Source organism: Corynebacterium sp. FDAARGOS 1242 (genome assembly GCF_016889985.1).
In the GTDB taxonomy this organism is placed as follows: Bacteria; Actinomycetota; Actinomycetes; order Mycobacteriales; family Mycobacteriaceae; genus Corynebacterium; species Corynebacterium minutissimum_B.
The window spans coordinates 1,721,545-1,745,377 of the sequence record NZ_CP069568.1 but is presented as its reverse complement, the minus strand read 5'-3'; the positions used below and the strand labels follow the sequence as shown (position 1 = coordinate 1,745,377).

Sequence of the window (23,833 nt, the reverse complement as noted above, 5' to 3'; positions counted from 1 at the left end):
GAACAGTCATTTCTAGCATGCCTCAAAGCCTTTGATGTTAAAGAGAATTCGGGGCATTTGTTGCAGCACTACAGCTCGGAACTGTGCGTGCACGATACTGTAGGCATGTTTGCGCAGGTGCTTACCGACGAGGCCTTGCAGCGGGAGCGGGCGTTGCTTTACGTGGCGGCCCCGCGTGCGCGCGACGTGCTCGTGGTGAGTGTGGTGGTGGAGGCTTCAGAGTTATTGCCTGGGTAAGTCAGTCGGGTTTCTTCTTTCGCTTCCTTTCGCCAGAAGGAACTGCATCACAATCGCAGGAGACGTATGATGTCTTATGACTCAAGTGTGAAGGTGAGTAGGAAGGTTTCCAAACATGACTGCAAGCACACAGCTTCTGCGCGGTGTGGTGCCACCGCTGCTAACTCCGTTTAATGAGGACTATTCTGTTGACACTGATACCCTCAAGCGCCAGGCTGAACGCCTTATTAAGGCTGGCGTTCATGGTCTGTTTGTTCTCGGCTCTTCGGGTGAGGTTGCTTTCCTCACTCGAGAGCAGCGCAAGGAAGTCATCGCAACGGTGGTGGAACAGGCTAAAGGGCGCGTTCCGGTCATTGCCGGAGTGATTGATATGACGGCTCCGCGAGTCATTGAGCATATTGAAGATGCCGTCGCGCTCGGGGTGCAAGGGCTAGTTGCTACAGCACCTTTTTATGTTCGTACTCATGATGTAGAAATTGCAGAGCACTTCCGACTTCTTCATGAAGCCGCGCCAGAGACTCCCATCTACGCGTACAACATTCCGGTCAGCGTTCACTCCGTGCTGGATATTGTTACTCTCATTTCCCTTGCCAAGGAAGGCATTATCGCTGGCGTCAAGGATTCCGGCGGCAATGATGGATACACGCGTGCCTTGATTAGTGCTCGTAACAAGGCTGGGGTGACAGACTTTGTGGTCTTGACCGGCTCGGAAACTACGGTCGACTTTGCTTACCTGGCAGGTGCCGATGGCGTGGTACCTGGTCTGGGTAACGTGGACCCAGTTTCCTACGTGAAGCTGCATGAGCTCTTGGTTGACGGGGCGTATGCAGAGGCTGCGGAATTGCAGTCTAAGATTTGTGACCTTTTCACCATCGTTGGTGTTGGTGACGGCACGCGCATGGGCGGAAGCTCGCAGGGCCTCGGCAGTTTTAAGGCAGCGCTTCACCACCTGGGTGTCTTCCCGTCGGGGCTCATGTCCCGTCCGCATGTCGCTCTGAACGATGAGGAGCTGGCCAAGATTCATGAGATCGTCGATGCCGCTCACGTGATCGAGCCCTAATTCCCCTGAACTACGACGAAACGAGTGAAGAGTGACTAGTACGCTTGCGCTTGATGTCGGTGCAACAAAGATTGGTTGGGGCTTCGTGTCTGATGAAGACCCAATGCAGGCAGTAGCGCTGGGAAAGATGCCTACCCAGCCAGGCGGGGCTTCGCCACAGGAGCAGATCAAGAAGGCCATTCAGTTGGCGTTGGAGGAATCGGGCATTGCTCCGGCGAGAATCGGCATTGGCTCGCCAGGAGTGATTCAGGCGCCTGAGGGACTCGTCACCTACAACGGGGACACTATCAAGAATTGGGCTGGTACCAATCTTCGAGCGGTCGCGAAAGAGGTAGTTGACCTCCCGTGTGCTGTTCATAACGATGTGCGAGTCTGGGCGTACGGAGAGCTAATGCTCGGAGCCGCGAAAGATTTTCAGTCAGGCAGAGTTCTGTACCTTTCGTTGGGAACTGGAGTCGGCGGGGCAGTGAGTGATAACGGGAGTCTGCTCAGTGGACCTACCGGATCAGCCGGAGAGTTTTCGGAGCTATTGTGCGCTGATTTCCGGGGCTTTGCGGACCGCGCCGAGAACATTATGAGCGGCAATAGCCTGGCTGCGTATTACGAAGAATTTTCTACGAACCCGGCGAGCGAGCGGGTGCAGTGGAAGGAACGGGCCCAGTTAGCGCTTCCCCTCGAAAAGGTCGTGGAAAGAATGAACCAGGGAGATGAGCTCGCTTCCCGGATTATTCGAGGGAATTCCTATGGCCTTGGCCGCGCGGTGGCTGGTCTTGTTTCAGGGCTCGATCTCGACGCCGTTGTCTTAGGCGGCGGTGTGTGCCAGATTGGGGCCGCTGTCGAAGAACCATTCCGTCAGGCCATAGAGGATTTCGCGTTGAAGCCGAATCGCTCCATTGCAGTTCAGGTTACTGAATCCCCGGCGACAGCCCCGTTAGTAGGCGCAGCGGCTTTTGCTCGAGATAACGCTTTTTAGCACTGTTTATCTGCGATATATCCAGAGGAGGACTCAGGCATATGTTTAGGTATAAGAGTAGTGAACTGGCGGACCGCCGAGAAGAAGTTCACGACATGATTCGAAACTCGGTGATTGTCTCGGTGCAAGCGCCAGATGGTCACCCAATGCGCGATACCCACACCTTGACGCATGTCGCTCGTGCGTGTGTTGAGGGCGGAAGCCGCGCAATCCGGTGTGGCGGGTATGGCGGCATTGAGGATGTCGAGGCAATCGCAGCCGCAGTAGATGTACCAGTTTTCGGTCTGACAAAGGAGGGGAGTGAGGGGGTTTATATCACCCCTACCGTTGAGTCCGTACGCCAATTGGCTGAGGCGGGTGCAGCTGTTATCTGTGCGGATGCTACGGATCGCCCTCGGCCTGATGGCTCAAGCTTTTCCGACCTTGTCGCGGAGTGTCACCGACTTAATGTTCTGTCGATGGCTGACTGTTCTACCCCGGAAGAAATGCAGCGTGCCCACCAAGCGGGGGCGGATATCATTTCAACGACGCTGGCAGGCTATACAGAGTTCCGGACCAAGACCGAAGGCCCGGATCTTGAATGCTTGGCAGAGGCGCGACGGCTTTGTGGTGAGGATGCTTTTGTGATCGGCGAAGGCAGGTTTGCCTCGCGCGATGATGTGGCTGCAGGAAAGCGCGCCGGCGCCGACGCAATCATCATTGGCACTGCCATTACAGATCCTGCGTGGATTACGCGGAGCTTTAATAGCTGACGCGGACTGTCACAGCGAAGTCAGTAGGGGCTCGTAATGCCTGAGCACAGACTCTTGGTACTTCTTGAGGTCATTGTTCTGTAGTGCATCGATGATGTCTTGATGTGCGCGAACTGTTCTGCTTAAGTCCTGGGGTTCTTCCAATTTGCGGAGTGGAATGACGTTCATGTGCACTTGCCAGAAGGCATCATTGAGCTCACGGATAATCGGGTTATCTACTTCGGAAAGCAGAACCTGATGAAACTCCCGATCCTCCTCGGCAAAGTTGAGACCTTGCTCCCGCTTGACTGACATCTTTTCAACGATGGCGTTCAACTGATCTAGCTTGGAGGGATCGGGATCGGTAGTGATTTCTTGCCCGATAGCAAGATCAATTGCCTGCCGGATCTCCACCACATTACGTAGTGTTTCAAGGTTGTCATCATCGTCGAGAGTCGCTCGAAAGATGAGGCCTTGAACTAGGGCTTTGAGTGAGGTGTCAGAGACAAACGTTCCTGTTCCGTGCCTGACTTCGACGATATCTAACGTCGTTAGGATTCTGATGGCTTCTCGGACAGAAGAGCGAGAGAAACCGAGTTCCTCACAGAGCTCTGATTCGGTTGGCAAAGTGTCCCCAGGCTTGAGTGCGTTGTCCTGGATGAATTTCTTGATGCCCTCTACAGCCTGCTGTGTGGTTGAGGCAGGGCGATGTTCGGCTTCACTGAATCCCCACGTTCCGGTGTGCACTGGCTGTTCCCTCATTTCTGTTCCATGCATCTTAAGTTTCCCACCTCAGCTCGGTTTACAGAAAACGAGCGCTACTGGGGGAGGAGTCCTTCACTCTGACGATCAGGGGGTAGACGGCTTTATCGTAAATCCCTTCACACATCAGACGTCTGATGTATTGTATCTTTTAACATGCTTTGTTGCACAGACGAATCGGAGAGTGACTTATCTCTCTATATGGAAAGCCCTGAAGGGAAGGTCAAATGCAATCGTTCGGAACGCTTAACTGGATAGTTCTGCTCCTCTACCTCCTCGGAATGCTTCTTGTCGGCGCTTATTTTGCGCGTAGGGCCGGCAGTGATCAGGACGAATTCTTCAAAGCGGGTGGCAGGATTCCTGGTTGGGCGGCAGGATTTTCTATCTATGCCACGACGCTGTCTGCCATCACATTCATGTCGACGCCGGAAAAGGCATATCTGACTGACTGGGCCTACTCGGCTGGTAACCTCGCTATTTTTGCCATTGTTCCAATTTTGATTGGTTACTATGTTCCGTTCTTCAGGAAGCTGGATGTCACGACGGCATACGAATACCTTGAGGAGAGATTCTCCGTAGTCCTCCGAGTTCTTGGCTCGCTCCTCTTCGTTCTGTATCACGTTGGGCGCATCGCCATCGTTATCTATTTGCCAACATTGGCGATTACGGCGGTGGCAGATATCAATCCGCTGGTCGTCGCTGCATTTGTAGGAGTTCTTTGTGTTGTGTACACCTTCCTGGGAGGTATGGAAGGCGTGATTTGGTCTGATGTGATTCAGGGCATCCTGCTATTGGCTGGCGCTGCAACGGTAGTGCTGACGGCCATGGCCATGACTCCCGACGGATTTAGCGGTGCGGTGGTTAACGCTGCTGAAGAAGGAAAGTTCTACTCAGCGGACAACTTCACCACGAATGCAGTCTTCTCCTCGATACCATTCATCTTTATCGGAAATGTACTGAACAGCTTGCACCAATACACCTCTTCTCAGGACGTCGTTCAGCGCTACCAAACTACTCCTACGATTCAAGCGACGAAGAAGTCCCTCATCGTCAACGGAATTCTGGCGCTGATAACTATTCCGTTGTTCTACGGGATGGGAACGGCTTTGTATAACTTCTACGAAGCGAAGGGTGGTCTGCCTGAAGGAGTCAACACTTCTGCCGTAGTGCCGTATTTCATTCTTTCGGAGCTGCCTGCAGGCATTGCCGGACTCTTGATTGCTGCCATCTTGGCGGCTGCGCAATCGACAATTTCCTCTTCGCTCAACTCGATTTCCGCCTGCGTTGTCGTGGATATCTATAACCGCTTCTCCCCTAAGGAAGCGTCGGTTACTTTTTCTCGCCTAGTCATCATTGCTGCCGGAACCTTCGGGTTGGCCGTCGCGCTGTATCTCATCATCACCAACCAGTCGGACCTGTGGGACCTATTCCTCGCGATTACCGGTCTTTTTGGAGTTCCGCTCACTGCGGTATTTGTCTTGGGTATTTTTACGAAGTCCGCAAATTCCCATGGCGTTCTCATCGGGCTCCTTTGCGGAGCGATTGCTGCGTACTTCGCTGGAAAGCTGGACCAAGGCCCATTCTTGGTCTCGATTGTCGCCTTCGTAGGAACTCTCGTTATCGGATACCTGGCATCCTTCATCTTCAGGAAATCTGACCAGCACGACATCACGGGCTTGACTATTTACGGAAAGGACCTTGAATACACGCGGCGCAGCGTCAATCAAATACCCGTTTCGCAAAGTGAGTAAGCAATACGAATAGGCTGCCGCTAGGCTTGGTTTGCGTGTACACCGAAAGCAAGTGAAGGAAGCACAGTGACCACACACCCGATATCGAGGTTGACTACAACTCCGTCGATTCGATACTGGATGTAATCGGCCGATGCTTACGTGTGGACCGCAAGCTGAATCAGCGTAAACCGTGGGATGGCTTTGTGGTCGTGTCCGGTTACGAGAAGGGGCACTCGGCGCGCGAGGCATGGCGGGTCGTCGGTAACAAGACGCGGATCACCACGGTGTCCTCGCTCAACCCAGCGTTTAACCGTACGCTGATCGCACGGTTGCGAGAGCTCACCGCCGATCCGGAACGTGGTGAGTGGCAGACGTGGATCGCGCGGTACGATCTCGCCTCCGATAGCTTCGACCACACATTCCTTTGACCCGGAGAGGACGAAGGCTTTGACGTCCTCGGCTATGACACCCCGATGTCCACGATCGAAACCCTGAACCCGGCCTTTCACGCCGAATAATCGCGACCACGGTATTCGGTTCCAACATTGGTATCACTCCCGCAACGCTGACCCGTCTAGGGTGCTTGACGACTGAGTAGAAATATCATGCGAGCGTTACTACGGGGTCTCCGTATGAAGCGCTACACTCTGTCGGTTCTTGAATTCATGCTTGTGGGCGCCTTGGCCGGTTGGGGGTCTAAACCAAACAAGCGGGAGCCGCGGTGGAGGATTTAAGAGCTAAATAGAAAAAGGCTTCTTCGTGGACTTTTGTTGCCCGCGAAGAAGCCAACTACTAGAAGATTAAGATGCTCTTTCGGAAAGAATTAGCGAAGAGAGCCTGTGTGGCTCAATCTCAAAAGGCCATTCCGGTAGTGAACCATTCGGTGCCCAAGCGATGACCCACGATTCCCGTTCGCGGGCTGAGCTTCCGCCATGGCCGCCTTCGTCGACATGTCCGTGATCGGTGGTGACAACGACGAGCCAGTCTTCGCCGTGTTCAGTAGCGCGTTGTTCGACTGCCGAAGCGAGACGACCTACATGCTCATCAACGGATTTGATGGCGCCACGGTACTCATTTCCCATGAGTCCGTACACGTGTCCAGCGTCGTCAACACTGCAGCAGTACATAAACCCAACATCAAAAGACCCACCATGCACTGCCGCTAGGGTAAAGTCCGCTACTTCTGCATCGATGCGTTCGTAGCCGTATGTTTCACCGTCACGAACAATCACTCGGTGAAGTCCGGCGTACTGTTGTTCAACTCGGGGATGAATGATCGGCCCGAGGCCGCTGGGATCTACCAGAACGGGCCATCCAGCTGCGGCAAAGGTCCGCGTTGACTGATTCTGGTAAAAAGCTTGAGACAGGAAATCAGGACAGTTCCATGTCCTTCCACCAACACAGCTGTTGTCTTTCAGCCCGTGCTCCGCATGAGTAGAGCCGGTAAGAATGCTTGCCCAGCCAGGGGCAGAAATCGTGGGGACTTCCATTTGCATTGAATGCCAGCTTCCTTCTGCGGCCAGCTTCTGAAGGGTGGGGCCAACTCCCGACTCGGCAGCAATGTCCCAGCGAACGCCGTCTAAACCAATCAGTAGAATTCGTCGATTTGAATCGCCGGTATCTGGAGTTGTGCTGTTTCCTGGATTACGCATTCGCGTTCCTTTCTTTGACGAAAGCCTTGGCCTCGGCTACCTCATCGGGGGAGGCAAAATCCACAACAGCATCGTGTCGCAAGGTCTCCAGGCTCACCTGACTGCCGGTTGGGAGCTTACTGGCTTCGCGGTCCGACATATCAACGCGAATCACTGTGCTGCCAGGACCTGCGAGCATCACAGAGGTAAAAATTCCACGGAGTTGCTTATTGAGAATCCGGTAGCTCCCTTTGGCGTCAGGGAGAACACGTAGGTCTTCAGGGCGAATAAGGCATGTCAGGGTGTCCCCGTCGCGTGCATCAATTTCAGTGTTCGCAACATCCACACGTGTGCCGAGGACATCGACGGAACCTGCGTTGTACTCGCCGCAAATGCGGTTGACGACACCAACGAATTGAGAAATAAAAGGTGAACGGGGGTGATGATACAACTCAGAAGGGGAGCCGATTTGTTCGATAACGCCATTGTTCATCACGCCAATACGATCAGCCATCACGAGGGCCTCTTCCTGGTCGTGAGTAACAAGGAGGGTCGAAATACCTTCTGAGAGTTGGATACGCCGAATCTCATCGCGCAACTGGGTACGTACCTTCGCATCGAGAGCGGACAAAGGCTCATCGAGTAGCAGAAGCTGCGGTTCGATCGCTAAGGCGCGGGCTAGCGCGACACGCTGTTGCTGACCGCCTGACATCTGTCCGGGAAATTTGGTCGTATGTTCTGATAGCCCGACGAGTTCCAACAATTCACCTGCACGATTGCGTCGTTCGCGCTTGCTGCGACCTTTGATTTTAAGTCCGTATGCGACATTGTCTATTGCATCGAGGTGCGGGAACAGCGAATAAGCTTGGAAGACAATTCCCATGTTTCGCCGACGAGTAGGAAGGTAGGAGATCTCGTTGCCATCGATGCAGACTGAACCTTGATCGGCGTGTTCAAGACCGGCAAGGATCTTAAGCGTGGTCGACTTTCCGCATCCGGAAGGGCCCAACAGTGCAACAAGTTCGGCTTTGCCAATTTCCAGATTGAGGTTGTCAAGCACAGTCTTTGAACCGTACTGCTTAGTGATGTTTTTGAGTTCTACGTGAGAAGAATTCACTTTACTTTTCCTTTCGGGCGGAATCGATTTTTGCAATCGCGGAGATGGATGCCATCAATGCCCAAGTAATGAGAATTGTGATGAACGATAGCGCGGCAATACCTCGGGGATTGGTTCGGGATACCTCCACGATGAACACTGGGAAGGTGTAATGCAGAAGAAGAGAGGCGATTGCGAACTCGCCCAAAGTCATCGCAATGGAAAGGAGCGAAGCCGAAAGCATCGATACTCGAAGGTTGGGGAGTACGACGTTGAACAAGGTCTGCGTCGACGTTGCCCCGAGCGACGATGATGCAGCAAACATGGTTTTTAGATCCAATGCTTTAACACCGGCATCGATTGCTCGATAGCACAATGGCAGTGCCACGATCACGTACAAAGGAACCAATGACCATTTCGAGACCAGGAAAGAGGGTGCAACCGCGCGGTAGAATTCCGACACTCCCGACACCAGTGCCACTGCTGGAATAACGAGAGGAAGAACTGACAGAAACTCAGCTACGCGCGCCAACCGAGGCGATTTCAGATTCAAGAAGACAATCGTTGGGACTAATAGGATGAGCATCAGCAGAGTTGTCGCTACGGCAAGCAAAAGTGTGTCTATAACCGCGGATACTGCACGAGGGTTGTCAAAAGCGGAGATCAAAGGTTCGAAGGTAAAACCTTCGCCGGGGCGCGTGAACCCGAAGACTGCAGCAGCAATCCATGGGCCGAAAAAGAAAACCAGAGCAATGACGAAAATGGTGGTCACTACCCAGTTGATGTTCTGCCCGTTGGGCTTGGATGCTTTGATATTTTGGGCTGTGTCTGCGGTAGGTGAGGCTGCTGTGGCTAGTTGCTGAGCCATTTATCGCTCCTTCGTGTAAGTAGAAGACGCAACCCCATTGCAACGACAATGATGATCATCATCCATGTCACAAGTGCGGCTGCGAGCCCTGGGTTCAACAAGACGTTTCCGCTAATGAGGAAACCGATAATAATTGGAATGAGGTTTAACGAACCTCCTGAAAGTGCATATGCCGTGGCATAAGCTGCGAAGGCATTAGCAAAAAGGAGAAGCAGCGAACCCACAATTGGTGGCCACAGTACTGGTAGCGCAACATCACGGAGATACTGAGTGTTGGTAGCTCCGAGCGAGGACGCAGCATCGAACCATTCCTGCTTCAACGCGCTCATGGACGGGAGCATGAGGACAGTCATCAATGGAATCTGGAAGTACAGATAAACCAGAGCGACACCGGTGAAGTCCGTGATGGAGAAAATTTCACTGAAGCTCGGGAAAAATTTTTGGATGAAACCGGTGAGCAGCCCCTGAGCACCAAATAAGGCAGTAAACGCATAAGCTAATTGGACTCCACCTGATTGTGCGGCTAAGCCGGAAAAGCTGTTTACCAAATTGGCAAGCCAACTTGGACCAGCTTTTCTAGAGGTCAACGCCCAAGCAATAATGAGGCCAAAGAATCCGCCCACAATCGTCGTGAGAAGCGACAAATTTATTGTCAGAATAAAAGCGTCGCGGTAGGTTGGCCCTATCGCTTCAACCATCGTTTCCGTTGATGGTTGTCCTGTCGCGTCTTTGAACGCCGTGATGAGATTAGCGATAATGGGAACGATCAGGAACGCAGCTACGAACGCGAAGTACGGAAGAGCGCCCAATAGGGTCGTCAAGCTAATCCCACTGAAGCGTTGCCTCTCAGGTTTGTGGGTGTCCTGATTGGGTTCTTTCGAATGGGGCGTTTCCAGTGCCATTAGTACTTAACTTTCTGGGCCCACTGCGTAGCGATTACTGAATTCGCTTTGTCTCCTTGAGCAGAGTTCGGGAGCTTGACCTTCTTCACGATCTCCGGATCAGGGAGAGTTGCAAGAGCGTCGTCAGAGAGTTTTCCTGCTTCAGAAAGCTCGGTAAAGCGGGCTGGTACCGCACCGCCTAGAGCGTATTGCTCAGAACCTTCGTCAGAAGTCAGCCAGTCTATCCAGAGGCGAGCAGCATTCGGGTGAGGTGATTCGATGGTGCACGGCTGTGCGTAATAGTTGCCAAAAACACCGTCTTCAGGAACGAGCATTTCGAAGTCAACGCCATCCTTGACCAACTGATCTTGTACACCGATCCAGTTGTAGTTCCAGTCAAAGATAACGGAGGCTTCTCCAGTAGTCATACCTGGAGCCGGATCTAGAATTGGAACGAGGTGGCCCATCTCCGCAAGCTCGGCAAAGAAGTCGATGCCGGGTTGAATATCGTCCAAAGATCCGCCATTTGCTAGAGCCGCAGCGAAGACAGTTGCAATTGAGGATGCACCTTGGCGTGGATCGCCTGGCAGAGCGATTTTTCCCTTGTACTGTGGATCCTTGAGATCCTGGAACGTGGTGGGAACGTCGACGTTCTTCTTGTTAACACCGAAGGTGAGTACACCGTAGTAGGCACCCACCCACATGCCATCTTTGTCCTTGAGGTTTTCAGGGATGGAGTCCCAGTTAGACGGCTTATAAGGCTCGATGAGCTTTTGGTTAATCGCCGGGGTTGTGAATGAATAGCCGATGTCAAGGATATCCGGCTGGGTTGCCTGGCCACGTAGGTTCTTTACAGCTTCAAGCTCTTCTGCAGAGGAAGCGTCAGGTGAGTCTACCTTGATCATGACACCATACTTCTCTTCGAATTTCTGGAAGTGGCCCTCGTAGTTTGCCCATGTTTCGGGGTAAGCAATGAGACGAACCTCCCCCTCCTCTTGGGCGAGTTTGATGATCTCGTCAATATTGCTTCCGATGTTGCGGTTGGCAGAAGAATTGGAACCGTTGCCGCCACATGCTGTGATAGTTGTGCCGGTTACAGCAAGGCCTGCACCGAGGCCGAGTGCTTGGAGGACGGTGCGTCGGGACAGTGTGCTGGACATTTTGGAATCCTTTCGAGTCCGGATTGAGCTAGAGGATCTTTTCTGGACATTGGAAAGTCTGGCACCTGATTCTTTCTCATAGGTTCCGCAGAGGTTAACTCTAGTGGAAGATAATTTAATACCTTTAAGGTAGTGTTCCTGTCCTTTTGATGGCTTGCTTATCCTGATTGTCGCAAGACCGAAAATGGATGCTGATAGGAGCGAAGATGCCTTTTGTAGAGCGAGTACGTGAAGCTTCAGGTGTAATCTTTGATTTCAACGGAACGTTGAGTGATGATGAAGCTGTTCTGGAAAAGTCTTATAGTCTGGCTCTAAATGATCTAGATCTTGAACCATTAAAGTATGGCGAGTATGAATCATTGCTTGGCTTGAGCGACGTTGATATCTCGCGTCGTCTAGTTGATGCTCGAGGAGCTTCTTGCGATGTTGAAGAGCTCCTTCAAGCTTTGGCCGCAAGGTACTCAGCACTGAGCCACGGGGCAGAATTGATAGCGCCTAGCACTGTGGAATTGGTCAAAACGCTTCAGAGTGAAGGCAAAAAGGTAGGCATCGTTACTGGTACGTCAAGGCAACTCCTCGAACCTGTCTTGAAAGAAAACGGGTTAGATAGCCTTATCCCAAACTCAGTGACAATCGAAGACGTAACCGCTGGGAAACCAGATCCCCAGGGATTCTTGTTGGGCGCAAAATACTTAAAGGTTTCGCCCGAATCTGTGGTCGTCTTCGAGGATTCCGTCGCTGGCGTCAGAGCTGCACTTAGGGCCCAGATGTGTTCAGTTGCCGTAGGAGCTAATACCGCTGCGGCTGCTATTGCCGACTTTGCGTTTGATTCGATGGGTAGAGCTGCCGAGCAATATCTATGCGCCGGGTAGAGGCTTTGTTACGACTTCTACCTGGGCCAAGTCGCAACGCAGAACATCGAGCGAGAACTCTATCGGAGCGTCATTGGAGGTAAAGGTTGTCCTTTTGATTCTTAGTATCGGTTGGTCCGGCCGCATTTGAAGTTTCTTTTGCTCCCATGAAGTAGCGCGTGCAGGAACAATTGTCTCTCTTTTGTGGGTGGGTTTGATTTTGTAGCGGTTGGTCAAAAGCTCGTAAAGGGAACCCGTCAGGTCTTGGTCTAAGAGATCGGGTGCGACCGCAACTGGAAAGTACGAGTCTTCAATGAGCATTGGAACTCCGCTGACTTTGCGTAGTCTTACTAGGCGAAAGACTTGTGCCCGAGACTCGACCTTCAATGCATCTGCAATTTCAGAGTTCGCAGAGACTAAGTCGGTCACCAAGACTTGAGATTCAACAGTTCTCCCACGTTCCCTAAGCTGAGGAAGAAAGCCCTCCATCCGATTGATCTCGACTGTAGGTGGTGTGGATTTGATGAAAGTCCCGCCACCACGGCCACGCCGGCGCTCAATAAGATCCTCTGCTTCTAGGATGTCTAGGGCTCGGCGAAGTGTGATCCTTGAAGCCTCGAATTGGTGGGAAAGCGAGCGTTCCGATGGGAGTGCGTTTCCGGGGGTCAATTCGCCGCTAGTAATTCGAGAACGAAGCTCATCGGCAATATGAAGGTAAAGATGCGTCTGGCGGTCGAGGCTGTACACGGGCACTACCTTACCTGCTGGATGGAAATGGAAATTACGGATACAGCACTGAACTAGCGCGAGACTATCTGAAGTTCTTCTCTACTTTCTAGGTGGTCGATAAAAGTCTATTTCAGTCCCACAATCTGGTTACGGCAACCCCATTTTCATCATTCCTAATTGCTTACTTTTACGTGGCGGCCTCGCGTGCCCGTGACGTGCTTCTGGTGAGCGTGGTCGGGGAGGCTTCGGAATTGCTGCCGGTCCAAGAATCGAGCAGCCTGCGCGACCTGTTTCCGACGTGACCGGTCTATAGGACAGGTGCCATTAGAGAGTCCGAATTAGGTCTTCGCACCTTCTGTAGAGCTCTTCGAAAGAGGGACAGCCTTTGAGATAGCGAACATTGGTGATGTTTTGCAACCAAGTTGAACGATCCCGTTCAAAGCGGTCCCGGCGATTCCGTTTTCCTCCGCGATGTTCGGCCCATTTACTATGGATTTCGAAGAGTCGTTCCTTAGCTGAGCAATGCTCAATGGTCTTGTATGGAACCAGATCTGGTGAATCCATCCCCGGGATAGTGCTTCGAAACTCGGGGTGATGGAGAGCCCACAGGATCCAGGCTTCGGTTTCTTTAACTGGGATGACAGGGATCACCGGGGCATCTGTGGCGGTGTCGATACTGGCTTGGTTCGCAGCATCCTGGATTTCCTTTAGGCGGTCATCGGCACCGGCATTGTCGGCATCGCGGTGAACAAAAACAACATGAGGTTGGACTTGTTTGAGGAGATTGTTCAAACCACCGAGCACAGTCTTATCTCCACTGGGGTAAGGGGCAGTTTCAACCCGTGAATTGAGATCGCATCCGACAGACAAGAGGGTTGCCTCTAGGATCGATTGCAGGCCATCGTCACTGGAACCTTCGCGGAGGAGCTGCGCGTAGATATATGGCTCAGCCATTAAGCCACCTCGTACGGGCGTTTCAGAGACACGGTGAGGATTTCATCGACGGCAGTAGTGATGACTGCAGGGGTCGTGGGATCCTTAGTACGCCAATTCTTCCGGCTTTGAACTGGAAGTAGCCGAAGTGAGTTGTCTCGTCGACGGCCTTCGGCCACCAGCAACTCATCCCATTTCTTCTGGTGCAAGGAAAGATAGGCAGGGGAGTGAGAGTTAACAATCATTTGCTGCAGGGGATTTTCCTCCCCAACTTCTTCAGAAGGGTCTACCGCAAGTTCATGCAGCAACTCATACATTGCGTGGAGCTTATCGGGGTAGATTCCGTTTTCGGGCTCTTCGAAACACAGGACATCGCGTGCAGTGGGATCGATGGCAAGCAATCCCAATGCAATGAACCGGAGGGTTCCGTCGGAAAGTGCACGTGCAGGGAGCAAAGGAGCGTTGCCAATTTGAGCTTGCAAGGTAATCAGCTGACGTGAGTTGTCGATATCAAGGTCGAGCTTGCGAACATCGACGAGATCCAACAGCGTGTCTTCGAGCTGAACCGTGGCCTGAGAACCCATGACTTGGGAAAGTCGCGCCAATGTAGCTGGAAGATTGGAGCCGCGTTCATCGATTTCAGTTGGTCCGTTCATCGCGCTGGGTGAGCGCATAGCACTGGGCTCAAGACCGAGCAGTTTCCACGAACTCAGTTCCAAACAGGCAGCGTAAATCGCTGAGTAGTCTGAATTTCGCCCAAAGGCGTAAAGCACCGTGTTACCTGCTTCGCTGAGCGGACTGCGTGGATTCCTACCTCGTTGTCCGGACGTTGCTTCGATGAAACCGTCATCAGTTGGCCGTATGAAGGGCTTCGTGGAACCTTTACCTTTGATAGCGGTTTTCCTGAATTTGTCGCTTGCCCAGCCTAGTCGTGCTTTGGCGTCACCCTTTGTGAGTGGGGCGAGCCTCTCCCGCTCTAAGTGAATTTTTCGAACGATCTGACCTAGATTGCCGGTTTCCTCGATGAGCTTGATGTCGAGCTCATACCGAAGATAAGTCGTTGTGACATCAACCTCCTGCCCAAAATCGTCGTAAAACGCCGGCGGAACAATCATTTCCGCTGCGAAGCTGATGCGATTATCGTCGCTTCCAAAAATTTCACCAATGTCTCCGCGAAGACCACGAAGACTGACGGCTGCGTCATTGAGCTTCGAACTGGCGGTGGAGCCGAAGAAGGAAATGGCATCGAAGATGTTGGACTTTCCAACAGCATTCGGGCCGACGATGCACGTGTAGGGGCCAAAATCCACACTGAAATCCTTGAGGTTTTTGAAACCATCTACTTCGAGTCGCGTGAGCATAGGTTCACTATAACGTGGTTGCAGATAGTGAGCGCCGAAGTTGCACATCCCAATGGTGCTGCGCATTGCTTCATTTTGTTTGAGCGCGAAGTGAAGAATGAACCCTACTTTGTAGTTGACTACTGTGGTTGTGAATCTGCCGAACGTGAAAGGAAACCGGACCATGCCTGAGCAGCAACCTAAACGCCGCCCGCGTTATGCGCAGATTGTGGATGCGCTGCGCTCGGACATCGACAAGCAGGTGTTCCCTGTGGGCAGTTACCTGCCGTCGGAGGCGGCGTTGGCGGAGCGCTTTGGAGTCGCGCCAGGCACTATGCGTCAGGCCCTGAAGGTGCTTGTGGAGGAAGGCGTGCTCAGCGCGCGGCGCGGGGCGAAGAAGATTGTGCTGCGTGCGCCGCGGAGTTCGTCAGAGTTTGGGGAGTTTCGTAGCTTTGCACAGTGGGCGTATAGCCAGGGCAAGGAACCTGGGGGAGAGGTTCTGTCACAGTCTTGGGTGAAGGCTAGTGAGTTGGACGCTCGGTTGCTGCGCGTGGAGGAAGGCGCACCGGTGCTCAATGTAGTGCGCGTGCGCACGCTTGACGGTGTGCCGGTGATGCTGGAGCATACGCACTACCCGCAGAGTATCGGTGTGCTGGTGGCAGATTTGCCTAAAGATACGCCGTCGGTGACCAACGTCCTCCGAGCAGAAGAGGATGTTGAGTTCGTTGCGGCGGACCACGTATTTGGCGTGGGGGCCGTGACAGAAGCGGAGGCTGCGGCCTTGCAAGCGGTGGAAGGCACACCGCTGCTCGTCCATCGACGCGTGAGTCGTGACCGCTTTGGCACGCCACTGGAGCGGTCGGAGGATAAGTATTTGCCTAATTCGGTGTCTTTGGCGGTGTCGAATACGGAGGCAAGCAACTCGTTGAACTGGACGTCTGACCAGCGCTTCGATTTGTAGCTCTGAGGGCTGTTTCGGGTGTGCTGATGGGGGTCAGCGAAAGTGGGGAAGGGGTGTTAAACCGGGGGATCTGTTTTGTTGGTCAAATCTGCACGTGGAGTTAACCCGCCGTTCATGAGGTGCTGATTACCTAGTCGTTGGAAAGTTCACTAGTGAGGTTTTTAAACCTCGGCACAGAAAGCATCTATTCTCATGTTCAAGAAGTCACTTCGCACCATTCTCGCCGTTCCGCTGACCGCACTCACTGTCGTCACCATGACCGCCTGTTCCTCCGCTGGAGAGAGCGAAGAAAGCACCAACTGGCGTGAAGCCACCACTCTGGAAGAGGGTGGCGGAATGGATGCCCTCATCAAGGCCGCACAGGCCGAGGGTGAGTTCAACACTATGGGCCTCTACGAGGATTGGGCCAACTATGGTGAGCTGCTCAAGGTCTTCGGTGAGAAGTACGACATCAAGATCAACAACGACGTTTCCTCGGGTGCTTCCCAGGACCTCATCAACGCCGTCAAGAACCGCAAGGGACAGGACAACTCCCTTGATTACCTGGATACCGGCGTGGGTTTTGCCGAGCAGGCCTCCAAGGACGGTCTGCTGGCTGAGTACGCTCCGGAGACTGTCGGTGACATCGACAAGGACAAGCAATCCGCAGAAGGCACCTGGTACAACCACCTTGGTGGCAACATGGCTATCGGCTGTGATGCGTCCCAGGTTGAGGTCTGCCCGGAAGACTGGGATGACCTGCTGAAGCCGGAATACAAGGGCAAGGTAGCGATGGCTGGTGACCCGACCTCTGGTGAGGCCGGTTTCATGACCGTCATGGCTGCATCCTTGGGCAACGGTGGTTCTCTGGATGATGTTCAGCCGGGTATCGATTTCTTTGGTGAGTTGAAGAAGGCCGGTAACTTCCTGCCGGTAGCAGCCTCCGCTGGAACCATCGAAACCAACGAAACCCCAATTGTCATCAACTGGGACTACCTGCTGGCCCAGATGGCTCGTGACCTTGAGCCGTCCGGCGTGGATCTGCAAATTGCCCTGCCGGAGAAGACCGTCTCCTCCTACTACGCAGCCTCCATTAACGATGATGCCCCGCACCCAGCCGTTGCCCGTCTGTGGTTCGAATTCCTCTTCTCCGATGAGGGGCAGAACCTACTGCTTGAGGGCTTTGTGAAGCCGGTTCGCCTGCAGTCCATGATTGATGCCGGAACCGTTAACAAGGAAGCTCTCGACGCTTTGCCGGAAGGCTCCCGCAAGGATTACCCGCAGCCGTCACTGGAGCAGCGCGATGAGCTGCACCCGGTCATGGTTGAAGGCTGGGGAAAGGTCATGGGCTAGTCCATGACTGCAAAGACTGATACAGCGCACGCGGCCCCCGTGGGAAAAGCCAAAAAGGCTTCCACCTCGAAGGCCGCATGGGCCACGATGCTGCCACTCGGTATCATCCTTACCCTCTTTTTTGTCGTGCCGATTGTGGGCATGGCGATTACCTCGTTGCAAAGCGGTTCCGATGGTTCGTGGACCATGGAGAACTACCAAGCCATGACACAGGGCAACCGACTGCGCGCCATGTGGAACTCAGTTCTAGTGTCTCTGATTTCCTCGCTCGTAGCGCTGGTTATCGGTCTCATCGTGGCGTGGTGTATCACCCACATCAAGTCCCAGACGCTGGACTCAGTCACCGCGGTGGTGTCCTCGGTGCTGTCGAACTCTGGTGGCGCACCGCTGGCCTTCTCCTTCATCGTGCTAGCCGGTAACACCGGCTACCTCATCTCGCTGCTCGTGGCGGTAGACAAGGGGTTCTCCCTGTACTCCATCAAAGGCTTGGTCCTCATGTACCAGTACTTCCTTATCCCCACCGTGGTGCTGCTCATCCTTCCATCCATCAAAGCGATGCGTGCTGCGTGGAAGGAAGCGAACACCTCCCTGGGCGGTTCTGCACTGACCTTTTGGAAACGTGTGGGCCTGCCTATCCTGGCACCAACTATCCTTGGCGTGTGGATCCTGGAGTTCGGCGCGGCTTTCGCCACGCATGCCTCGGCAGCAGTACTCATCGGTACGGGTACTTTCCCGCTCATCGTGCTGCAGATTGCCGCGGAGATGGGCGCCTCTGCCACCAGTGGTGGTGAGCACATTGCTATGGCTATGGGTCTGACCACCACCGTTATCGCAATTATCACCCTCGTGGCTTTCAACGCCCTGCAGAAAAGGAGCGCACGATGGCTCAAGTAAGCCCTAAAACCGGCAAAGCTCTGGCCTGGATTCCGGTGGCGCTGCTTGGCGTCTTCATTGTAGCGCCCCAGCTGGCCATGATCCTCTATGCCTTCTTTGCCAACGGTCAGTTCACCCTCTCCGGGTTCCAAGGTCTGTTTGATGATTCCGCCTTTTACTCTTCGCTGGGTCTGTCAGTAATCATTGCGGTCACTACCGTGGTGGTCCTCGTTATGACCTTGGTGCCGGCCGTTGTCGCCGTGCACCTATGGGCGCCAAAGCTCAGCGGAACCCTGTCTATCCTGTGCACCCTCCCACTGGTCATCCCAGCCATTGCTCTAGTGGCGGGTCTGCTACAGATCCTGCGTACTATGTCTGCGACCGGCCGGGGTACCCCACTTAACGCCTTGTCGATGACGCTGCAGAACAATGATTTTCCCATCGCGCTCATCGGCACCTACGTGGTGCTGTGCCTACCGTTTACCTACCGCTCAATTAACGCTGCGTTGAGTTCGATTCCTCTGAAGGTGTTCTTTGAGGCGTCGTCAAGCCTCGGCGCCGGCACATGGAAAACACTGTTCTCCATCGTGCTGCCAAACATCCGTGGCTCCATCTTGTTCTCCGCATTCTTTGCCTTTGCACTGGGCTTCGCGGAGTACACCGTGGCCTCCGTGATGTCCGTGCGGACCTTGCCGGTGTACATGACCACGCTGTCGGCCACTAACTTCCGTGCATCCATTGCACTATCCATTCTGTCCAACTTCATCACGTGGGGACTGCTTGCACTGGCTATGGTGACCGCCGAGCGTGCGGGAAAGAAATCCGCGCGCAACGCACGCCGCTCGAAGGCCTCCGAGAAAGCAGAAACCCTCGACACAGCCGCCGCCGTTGCGACACCTGCGACGTCTCCTGCACAGTCCGCATCATGACAAGGAAAGATGACATGACTACACCAACGACAAAAGCCAGCGTTAAGAACGCGGACAACCGCGTCCACAGCCCGGCTCCCATCGCACCGAAGTCTGAGCCGCTGTCCGTGAGCTTTCAGGGCATCAACAAGTCCTACACCGCCAACGGCCCGCTTGTGCTCAAGGATATGAACCTCGACATCAAGGCCGGTGAGCTGCTCACCGTGCTGGGACCATCCGGCTGCGGTAAGACCACAACGCTGCGCATCCTTGCTGGTTTCGAAGCGCCGAACTCCGGCGACGTTCTGGTGGGTGGAAAATCCATCGTGCGTACCCCTGCAAATAAGCGCAACATGGGCATGGTATTCCAGTCCTATTCGTTGTTCCCCAACCTCACCGTGGCGGAAAACATTGAGTACGGTCTGCGTATTCGCAAGATGGACAAGGCAGCCTCGCACCGTCGTTCAGCCGAACTGCTCGAGGTTTGTGGCCTACCAGGTTTTGGTGACCGCTACCCAGATCAGCTCTCAGGTGGTCAGCAGCAGCGCGTGGCCCTGGCCCGTGCGTTGGCCATTGAGCCGCAGGTGCTGCTCCTAGACGAACCTCTCTCCGCACTTGACGCCACCGTGCGTTCCCAGCTGCGTGATGAGATTCGCCGTGTACAGCAAACAATGGGTACCACCACGCTGTTCATTACTCACGATCAAGCAGAGGCTCTCGTCATCGCGGACCGCGTGGCTGTCATGAACGGCGGAATTGTGGAGCAGCATGCCGCACCGGTAGAGCTGTACTCCCGTCCTGCCTCGCCCTTCGTGGCGCGCTTCGTGGGAACAATTAATGAATTTGCGGTGCCGAAGGCATGGACGAGCGCAGACGACCTGCCACTGAGCATGGACCCAGACAAGGGAGATGACATTGTCTTCATCCGCCCGGAGGCTCTGCAGCTCACTGAGGACGAGAAGTCCGATGCGATCGTCACCGATCACGCCTACATGGGTGATCACATCCGTGTATCCGTGAAGCATCCTTATGCCCGTGGCGGACACTGGACCGTTCAGATCCCATCCCGCGAGGCCTCTGAGACGCCGGTAGGTGCACGCGTGACACTGGGGCTTATTGACGACGTCGCGCTTCGCCTCCCCGCCTCCGAGGTCACCGATTAATGACGGAGCTTACTTGTTCTGCCGTGGTCTTTGACTGCGATGGAACACTTATTGATTCCGAGCGTGTTTGGCTCGATTTAATGACCCGACTCCTTGAAGAGCGTCACCTTCGTGTTGAGGACGTAGGTAGCCTGCGGGGTATCACCGCCGCCGAGGCTGCGGAACGTCTTGCTGTCTCCACAAGCTCGCGCCGCGACGAGTGTGAAGAGGAGATTGGCCGCCGCTATAGTACTGCGCTCGCCTCTATTACTGAGCCCATGCCTGGGGTTCTGGAGCTGCTCACAGCACTGGACGGCGTGATCCCCATCGCGGTGGCCACGAATGGGTGTCGAGTGGATGTGGAAGCGATGTTGGGCCGGGTGGGCGTCGCCAAGCATGTGCCCCATATGTTCACCATCGATGATGTGGAGTGTGGCAAGCCCGAGCCGGATCTATATATCAATGCCTGCGCCGCGATGGGACACAGTCCTGAGACAGTTGTGGCTTTTGAGGACTCCGCTGTGGGTGCTCGCGCTGCGTTTGCAGCCGGGTGCCGTGTCGTGGGCCTAGGCCCGGACGTGCCTTCTGAACTCATCGTTGCTCGGGCTGCGAGTCTCGCCGCCGTGGGCTTTGATGCTGCTCGACGCACTTTCACCCTGTAGAGAAAAGAGGAGATAAGATGTTTAGCTTGCAAACGTGGAACCTGTGGTGGGGCGGCACAAAAGTTGATGACGGACACCGCAAAATGGTGGAGATTGTGCGCAACCACGGCGCCGATATTATTTGCACTCAGGAGTGCTACAAGGATTGCGCCCGCGCGGTTTTCGAAGAAATCGGCCACCACCACGCGCAGCAAGACTTTGATTGCGCGGTGTCCACTGCCTTCGACGTGGAGCTGCTTGAGACCCCGACCGCGCCCTACGCTACGGCAGCATGGGTAGCGATACCTGCTGCATCGGGAGAGCCGCGCCGGGTACTGGTGTGGTCTGTGCACTTGGCACCGTGGGACTACGGGCCTTACGCCGCACTGAAGGGCGAAGACCCGACGGTAATTAATACGCAGCCGGAGGAACGCCAGCGACAGGAACAGATTGCAGAGATACTGAAACTGACTGCCCAGTTAAGTGACTCCTCCACGCCTGTCATTATCGCTGGTGATTTCAACAGCCCTGCCACTATGGACTGGACGCAGCGCAGTGATAGGCCGGATTACCAGTGGCTTCCTACGGATGCGCCTCTCAAGGCTGGCTTTACCGATGCCTACCGAGCTATCTACCCCGATGCCGCTACGGTGTGGGGTGATACGTGGTCTCCCATCGAGCCGCTGGACAAGGAACCGCGTGACCGCATCGATTTCATCTTTGTGAAGAACCTGGTGGTCTGTGGGGCTCTTACCCGCGGCGCCCTCGTGGAGAGGGAGGAGGGCTACTCAGAGCCTGAGCTCGGTAGCGTCTCCCGATCTTTTGCTCCCATTGGTACCTCCGCTCAGCTCATCCCGAACCAGTCCGGCAACGAGTATCCGAGTGACCACAACATTGTGGAGGTACAGCTCGACTTCGTGGATTAACACCGCGATGGCACCGAGGTAAAACGTGATCAAATTGACCGTGTGGAGATGCCGCCAGAGTGGCGTGGCGGCAGCGGTCGGCCGAGGGGTGTTCTTGATAAACGTGCGGTGCGTAATTATCGCCGTTTAGCGGCCGAAGTTCTGCACAGCGTACAGCTTGCCTTCGGGGGTGGTGGCCAAGCCGATACCCACGGACTTGGCGCGCGGGTCAAGCAGGTTCTTGCGGTGGCCCGGGGAGTCCATCCACAGCTGTACCAGGCGGGCATCGCTGTAGTCGGTCCATGCCTGGAGGACGTTCTCGCCACCAGCCGGAAGATTGGCAGGGTAGTGGGTCCAGTAGTTCGGGCGGTGGCGGGTGACGCCATCGTGGCTGAGGGTGTTGGCCCAGTCCTGTGCCAGGTTGGTTAGGTTGGCATCAACGCGCAGCGGAGCGAGGCCATTAGCCTTGCGGTGTGCATTAGTTTGATTAATGAGACCCTGGACGCTGGCGGAGGTGGACGGAGCCTGCGCAACCGGGCCAGCAGCGGCTGGGGTGGCGAAGCCGAAAGAGGCCGGATTGAAGGCGCCGAAGGAACTACCAGCCTGAGCAGGGGCGTTAATGGAACCTGCGAAGAGTGCGGCGGCTGCTGCGACCGGGGCAATGATCTTCGTGGCGGTGCGTCCAAGCTGAAGGCGGAACATTGTGGTTCCCCTTTCTATATCGGGCCTCAAGCGGCGGTATGAATCTCGCGTGGCGTGCGGTTGTTTCCACCTAAAATTAAAGCTCGCGATGTCTTGGAAATGCTAGCTGACCAGCGCCGTTAAGGATTACACTTAGGTTTGCGGCGCTTCTCCACCTGGTTCTAAGGGTTTATTGACTTTCGGGCTCTTTTTGCCTAGATTTGCATAGTTTGATTCAGAAACTAGGGCGAGTGGGGGTGCGGATCGGGGGTGGCTGCTCAGGGTCACAGTCGCGCATCCTGGGGCTTTAGTTGATGACGGGTCAACTATGTCTAAAACCTTGGGTGTTTCTATGGAAAATTATGGATTCTTCCTGGGAATGGATAGTTTGCACTTATGCGTGGCGGTTGAGGGAAGGGCGACGCCTTCACACACAGCGCCACTGTGGACGCAGTGCGGGGCATAGCTCGGCCACTGGATACAAGCAGCTGTTAGGCTCAAGCAGCATGGGACTCTTTGATGCGCCACTGCTTTTCGACGGCGGCCTCGGAACCCTTCTCGAAGCCCAGGGGTACGACATTTCAGGCCCGTTGTGGTCAGCGCGAGTGCTGCGTGAGAACCCCGCGCTTATCAAATCAGCCCATGCTGCGTTCTTCGCCGCTGGCGCCCAGGTGGCCACCGCAGCCTCCTATCAAGTCACCTTCGATGTTCTTGGCGAGGAGGCGGAGGCCCTTCTACGCCGCAGTGTTGAGGTGGCTCGTGGGGTGGTTCGGGAGGTCGTCGCTAAGCGCAGTGCTCATCCTCACCTGCTGGTCGCCGCATCCATTGGCCCCTATGGTGCGGGTCCGGGCAAGGGTACCGATTATGACGGGGCCTACGACCTCAACCGCAGTGAACTGCAGCGCTGGCATGCCCGCAGAGTAACGGTGCTCGCGGATACGGACGCGGATTTCCTCCTTGCAGAAACCATCCCCAACGTTGATGAAGTCGCAGCCCTGCTGGAACTTCTCTCGGATCAACCCAAGCCCTTTGCGCTGAGCATTACCGGTGCTATTGCTGCTGACCCGGCGAAGCTATCGCGCGTTATCGAATTGGCTCGACACGTACCACGGTTGGGTGCCGTGGGCGTGAATTGCGTGAGTCCGTCGCAGGCACTTGCGGTGGTGAATAGGCTTCGTGCAGGGACAGATAAGCCGCTAATGGCTTGTCCCAACAGTGGTGAGTCCTGGGATTACGGTGCTCATGACTGGGGGCCGGCTCCTGCCGAGACGATGAGCCTGCCCGAGGTTGCGGTGGAACTGCGCGCGGCTGGGGTTAACTTGCTGGGTGGTTGTTGCCGCGTGGGTCCTGCGGGGATTCGGCGGATACGCGAAGCTCTCTTTGTAGACAGCAAATAGCAAACGCT

Annotated in this window: 25 protein-coding genes; 15 read left to right on the top strand and 10 right to left on the bottom strand. The window is 54.8% G+C overall.

Features of this window, described 5'->3' with window-relative positions; translation table 11 throughout:
* Nucleotides 1–87: 87 nt before the first annotated feature.
* From I6J72_RS08260 to I6J72_RS08245, 4 genes are all read left to right on the top strand, one after another.
* Nucleotides 88–237 carry a hypothetical protein gene (locus tag I6J72_RS08260; protein WP_204100535.1) on the top strand — a complete coding sequence of 50 codons (150 nt, stop codon included), beginning with the start codon at nucleotides 88–90 and terminating at the stop codon, nucleotides 235–237.
* A gap of 115 nt (nucleotides 238–352) precedes the next feature.
* Complete coding sequence (locus tag I6J72_RS08255; RefSeq protein WP_204098851.1) at nucleotides 353–1,297, top strand: dihydrodipicolinate synthase family protein; 945 nt, start codon at nucleotides 353–355, stop codon at nucleotides 1,295–1,297.
* A 31-nt stretch (nucleotides 1,298–1,328) separates the two neighbouring features.
* A complete protein-coding gene (locus I6J72_RS08250) occupies nucleotides 1,329–2,270 on the top strand; it encodes an ROK family protein (protein WP_204098850.1) in 942 nt (313 codons plus the stop codon).
* A 95-nt stretch (nucleotides 2,271–2,365) separates the two neighbouring features.
* The gene (locus I6J72_RS08245; RefSeq protein WP_370552168.1) at nucleotides 2,366–3,022 is read left to right on the top strand and encodes an N-acetylmannosamine-6-phosphate 2-epimerase; all 657 of its coding nucleotides are present in this window, start codon (nucleotides 2,366–2,368) and stop codon (nucleotides 3,020–3,022) included.
* A 9-nt stretch (nucleotides 3,023–3,031) separates the two neighbouring features.
* Here I6J72_RS08245 and I6J72_RS08240 read toward each other — a convergent pair whose 3' ends face one another.
* On the bottom strand, nucleotides 3,032–3,778 hold the full coding sequence (locus I6J72_RS08240; protein WP_239107278.1) for a FadR/GntR family transcriptional regulator: 747 nt from the start codon (nucleotides 3,776–3,778) through the stop codon (nucleotides 3,032–3,034).
* Between the two features lie 212 nt (nucleotides 3,779–3,990).
* Here I6J72_RS08240 and I6J72_RS08235 point away from each other — a divergent pair, with 212 nt between their 5' ends.
* Complete coding sequence (locus tag I6J72_RS08235; RefSeq protein ID WP_204098848.1) at nucleotides 3,991–5,514, top strand: sodium:solute symporter; 1,524 nt, start codon at nucleotides 3,991–3,993, stop codon at nucleotides 5,512–5,514.
* Nucleotides 5,515–5,657: 143 nt separating this feature from the next.
* The gene (locus I6J72_RS08230) at nucleotides 5,658–5,924 is read left to right on the top strand and encodes a hypothetical protein (protein WP_204098847.1); all 267 of its coding nucleotides are present in this window, start codon (nucleotides 5,658–5,660) and stop codon (nucleotides 5,922–5,924) included.
* A gap of 372 nt (nucleotides 5,925–6,296) precedes the next feature.
* Here the strand turns inward: I6J72_RS08230 and I6J72_RS08225 are convergent, their stop codons facing one another.
* The 5 genes from I6J72_RS08225 to I6J72_RS08205 are packed head-to-tail and all read right to left on the bottom strand — an operon-like array spanning nucleotide 6,297 to nucleotide 11,132.
* On the bottom strand, nucleotides 6,297–7,148 hold the full coding sequence (locus I6J72_RS08225) for an alkaline phosphatase family protein (protein WP_083311915.1): 852 nt from the start codon (nucleotides 7,146–7,148) through the stop codon (nucleotides 6,297–6,299).
* Nucleotides 7,141–8,244 carry an ABC transporter ATP-binding protein gene (locus I6J72_RS08220; RefSeq protein ID WP_204098846.1) on the bottom strand — a complete coding sequence of 368 codons (1,104 nt, stop codon included), beginning with the start codon at nucleotides 8,242–8,244 and terminating at the stop codon, nucleotides 7,141–7,143. The genes I6J72_RS08225 and I6J72_RS08220 overlap by 8 nt, the downstream gene beginning before the upstream one ends.
* 1 nt (nucleotide 8,245) lies before the next feature.
* Complete coding sequence (locus tag I6J72_RS08215) at nucleotides 8,246–9,091, bottom strand: ABC transporter permease (protein ID WP_204098845.1); 846 nt, start codon at nucleotides 9,089–9,091, stop codon at nucleotides 8,246–8,248.
* Nucleotides 9,076–9,993, bottom strand: coding sequence for an ABC transporter permease subunit (locus I6J72_RS08210; RefSeq protein ID WP_204098844.1), 918 nt, complete (start codon nucleotides 9,991–9,993; stop codon nucleotides 9,076–9,078). Before I6J72_RS08210 ends, I6J72_RS08215 begins: the two co-directional genes overlap by 16 nt.
* Entirely contained in the window at nucleotides 9,993–11,132 is a 1,140-nt protein-coding gene (locus I6J72_RS08205) for an ABC transporter substrate-binding protein (protein WP_204098843.1), read from the bottom strand. The genes I6J72_RS08210 and I6J72_RS08205 overlap by 1 nt, the downstream gene beginning before the upstream one ends.
* A 206-nt stretch (nucleotides 11,133–11,338) precedes the next feature.
* Here I6J72_RS08205 and I6J72_RS08200 point away from each other — a divergent pair, with 206 nt between their 5' ends.
* The gene (locus I6J72_RS08200) at nucleotides 11,339–12,004 is read left to right on the top strand and encodes an HAD family phosphatase (protein ID WP_204098842.1); all 666 of its coding nucleotides are present in this window, start codon (nucleotides 11,339–11,341) and stop codon (nucleotides 12,002–12,004) included.
* On the opposite strand, the gene I6J72_RS08195 is transcribed toward I6J72_RS08200, so the two are convergent.
* From I6J72_RS08195 to I6J72_RS08185, 3 genes are all read right to left on the bottom strand, one after another.
* A complete protein-coding gene (locus I6J72_RS08195; protein ID WP_204098841.1) occupies nucleotides 11,990–12,730 on the bottom strand; it encodes a GntR family transcriptional regulator in 741 nt (246 codons plus the stop codon). The genes I6J72_RS08200 and I6J72_RS08195 overlap by 15 nt on opposite strands.
* A 306-nt stretch (nucleotides 12,731–13,036) precedes the next feature.
* The gene (locus I6J72_RS08190) at nucleotides 13,037–13,666 is read right to left on the bottom strand and encodes a hypothetical protein (RefSeq protein ID WP_204098840.1); all 630 of its coding nucleotides are present in this window, start codon (nucleotides 13,664–13,666) and stop codon (nucleotides 13,037–13,039) included.
* Complete coding sequence (locus I6J72_RS08185; protein WP_204098839.1) at nucleotides 13,666–15,072, bottom strand: AAA family ATPase; 1,407 nt, start codon at nucleotides 15,070–15,072, stop codon at nucleotides 13,666–13,668. The genes I6J72_RS08190 and I6J72_RS08185 overlap by 1 nt, the downstream gene beginning before the upstream one ends.
* A 97-nt stretch (nucleotides 15,073–15,169) precedes the next feature.
* Here I6J72_RS08185 and I6J72_RS08180 point away from each other — a divergent pair, with 97 nt between their 5' ends.
* The 7 genes from I6J72_RS08180 (at nucleotide 15,170) to I6J72_RS08150 (ending at nucleotide 21,768) form a co-directional block, all read left to right on the top strand.
* The gene (locus I6J72_RS08180; RefSeq protein WP_204098838.1) at nucleotides 15,170–15,946 is read left to right on the top strand and encodes a GntR family transcriptional regulator; all 777 of its coding nucleotides are present in this window, start codon (nucleotides 15,170–15,172) and stop codon (nucleotides 15,944–15,946) included.
* Between the two features lie 192 nt (nucleotides 15,947–16,138).
* The gene (locus I6J72_RS08175) at nucleotides 16,139–17,278 is read left to right on the top strand and encodes an extracellular solute-binding protein (RefSeq protein WP_204098837.1); all 1,140 of its coding nucleotides are present in this window, start codon (nucleotides 16,139–16,141) and stop codon (nucleotides 17,276–17,278) included.
* A gap of 3 nt (nucleotides 17,279–17,281) precedes the next feature.
* Nucleotides 17,282–18,172, top strand: a complete 891-nt coding sequence (locus tag I6J72_RS08170; protein ID WP_204098836.1) for an ABC transporter permease subunit — start codon at nucleotides 17,282–17,284, stop codon at nucleotides 18,170–18,172.
* Nucleotides 18,160–19,080, top strand: coding sequence for an ABC transporter permease (locus tag I6J72_RS08165; protein WP_204098835.1), 921 nt, complete (start codon nucleotides 18,160–18,162; stop codon nucleotides 19,078–19,080). Before I6J72_RS08170 ends, I6J72_RS08165 begins: the two co-directional genes overlap by 13 nt.
* 14 nt (nucleotides 19,081–19,094) lie before the next feature.
* Nucleotides 19,095–20,222: an ABC transporter ATP-binding protein gene (locus I6J72_RS08160; RefSeq protein ID WP_204098834.1), complete on the top strand. Its 1,128-nt coding sequence runs from the start codon at nucleotides 19,095–19,097 to the stop codon at nucleotides 20,220–20,222.
* A gap of 80 nt (nucleotides 20,223–20,302) precedes the next feature.
* Nucleotides 20,303–20,863, top strand: coding sequence for an HAD family phosphatase (locus tag I6J72_RS08155; protein ID WP_239107276.1), 561 nt, complete (start codon nucleotides 20,303–20,305; stop codon nucleotides 20,861–20,863).
* A 17-nt stretch (nucleotides 20,864–20,880) separates the two neighbouring features.
* Nucleotides 20,881–21,768: an endonuclease/exonuclease/phosphatase family protein gene (locus I6J72_RS08150; protein WP_204098832.1), complete on the top strand. Its 888-nt coding sequence runs from the start codon at nucleotides 20,881–20,883 to the stop codon at nucleotides 21,766–21,768.
* Nucleotides 21,769–21,894: 126 nt separating this feature from the next.
* Here the strand turns inward: I6J72_RS08150 and I6J72_RS08145 are convergent, their stop codons facing one another.
* Nucleotides 21,895–22,449, bottom strand: coding sequence for a CAP domain-containing protein (locus tag I6J72_RS08145; RefSeq protein WP_204098831.1), 555 nt, complete (start codon nucleotides 22,447–22,449; stop codon nucleotides 21,895–21,897).
* Nucleotides 22,450–22,934: 485 nt separating this feature from the next.
* Here I6J72_RS08145 and mmuM point away from each other — a divergent pair, with 485 nt between their 5' ends.
* Complete coding sequence (gene mmuM, locus I6J72_RS08140) at nucleotides 22,935–23,825, top strand: homocysteine S-methyltransferase (protein ID WP_204098830.1); 891 nt, start codon at nucleotides 22,935–22,937, stop codon at nucleotides 23,823–23,825.
* The last annotated feature ends 8 nt before the right edge of the window (nucleotides 23,826–23,833 follow it).

Excerpts from the sequence above, each read along its gene's own strand:
- mmuM (WP_204098830.1), top strand. The coding sequence starts at position 22,935 with ATGGGACTCTTTGATGCGCCACTGCTTTTCGACGGCGGCCTCGGAACC.
- I6J72_RS08255 (WP_204098851.1), top strand. The coding sequence starts at position 353 with ATGACTGCAAGCACACAGCTTCTGCGCGGTGTGGTGCCACCGCTGCTA.
- I6J72_RS08235 (WP_204098848.1), top strand. The coding sequence starts at position 3,991 with ATGCAATCGTTCGGAACGCTTAACTGGATAGTTCTGCTCCTCTACCTC.
- I6J72_RS08165 (WP_204098835.1), top strand. The coding sequence starts at position 18,160 with ATGGCTCAAGTAAGCCCTAAAACCGGCAAAGCTCTGGCCTGGATTCCG.
- I6J72_RS08215 (WP_204098845.1), bottom strand. The coding sequence starts at position 9,091 with ATGGCTCAGCAACTAGCCACAGCAGCCTCACCTACCGCAGACACAGCC.
- I6J72_RS08145 (WP_204098831.1), bottom strand. The coding sequence starts at position 22,449 with ATGTTCCGCCTTCAGCTTGGACGCACCGCCACGAAGATCATTGCCCCG.
- I6J72_RS08185 (WP_204098839.1), bottom strand. The coding sequence starts at position 15,072 with ATGCGCAGCACCATTGGGATGTGCAACTTCGGCGCTCACTATCTGCAA.
- I6J72_RS08245 (WP_370552168.1), top strand. The coding sequence starts at position 2,366 with ATGATTCGAAACTCGGTGATTGTCTCGGTGCAAGCGCCAGATGGTCAC.
- I6J72_RS08210 (WP_204098844.1), bottom strand. The coding sequence starts at position 9,993 with ATGGCACTGGAAACGCCCCATTCGAAAGAACCCAATCAGGACACCCAC.
- I6J72_RS08205 (WP_204098843.1), bottom strand. The coding sequence starts at position 11,132 with ATGTCCAGCACACTGTCCCGACGCACCGTCCTCCAAGCACTCGGCCTC.
- I6J72_RS08225 (WP_083311915.1), bottom strand. The coding sequence starts at position 7,148 with ATGCGTAATCCAGGAAACAGCACAACTCCAGATACCGGCGATTCAAAT.
- I6J72_RS08155 (WP_239107276.1), top strand. The coding sequence starts at position 20,303 with ATGACCCGACTCCTTGAAGAGCGTCACCTTCGTGTTGAGGACGTAGGT.
- I6J72_RS08180 (WP_204098838.1), top strand. The coding sequence starts at position 15,170 with ATGCCTGAGCAGCAACCTAAACGCCGCCCGCGTTATGCGCAGATTGTG.
- I6J72_RS08170 (WP_204098836.1), top strand. The coding sequence starts at position 17,282 with ATGACTGCAAAGACTGATACAGCGCACGCGGCCCCCGTGGGAAAAGCC.
- I6J72_RS08150 (WP_204098832.1), top strand. The coding sequence starts at position 20,881 with ATGTTTAGCTTGCAAACGTGGAACCTGTGGTGGGGCGGCACAAAAGTT.
- I6J72_RS08240 (WP_239107278.1), bottom strand. The coding sequence starts at position 3,778 with ATGCATGGAACAGAAATGAGGGAACAGCCAGTGCACACCGGAACGTGG.
- I6J72_RS08190 (WP_204098840.1), bottom strand. The coding sequence starts at position 13,666 with ATGGCTGAGCCATATATCTACGCGCAGCTCCTCCGCGAAGGTTCCAGT.
- I6J72_RS08160 (WP_204098834.1), top strand. The coding sequence starts at position 19,095 with ATGACTACACCAACGACAAAAGCCAGCGTTAAGAACGCGGACAACCGC.
- I6J72_RS08175 (WP_204098837.1), top strand. The coding sequence starts at position 16,139 with ATGTTCAAGAAGTCACTTCGCACCATTCTCGCCGTTCCGCTGACCGCA.
- I6J72_RS08200 (WP_204098842.1), top strand. The coding sequence starts at position 11,339 with ATGCCTTTTGTAGAGCGAGTACGTGAAGCTTCAGGTGTAATCTTTGAT.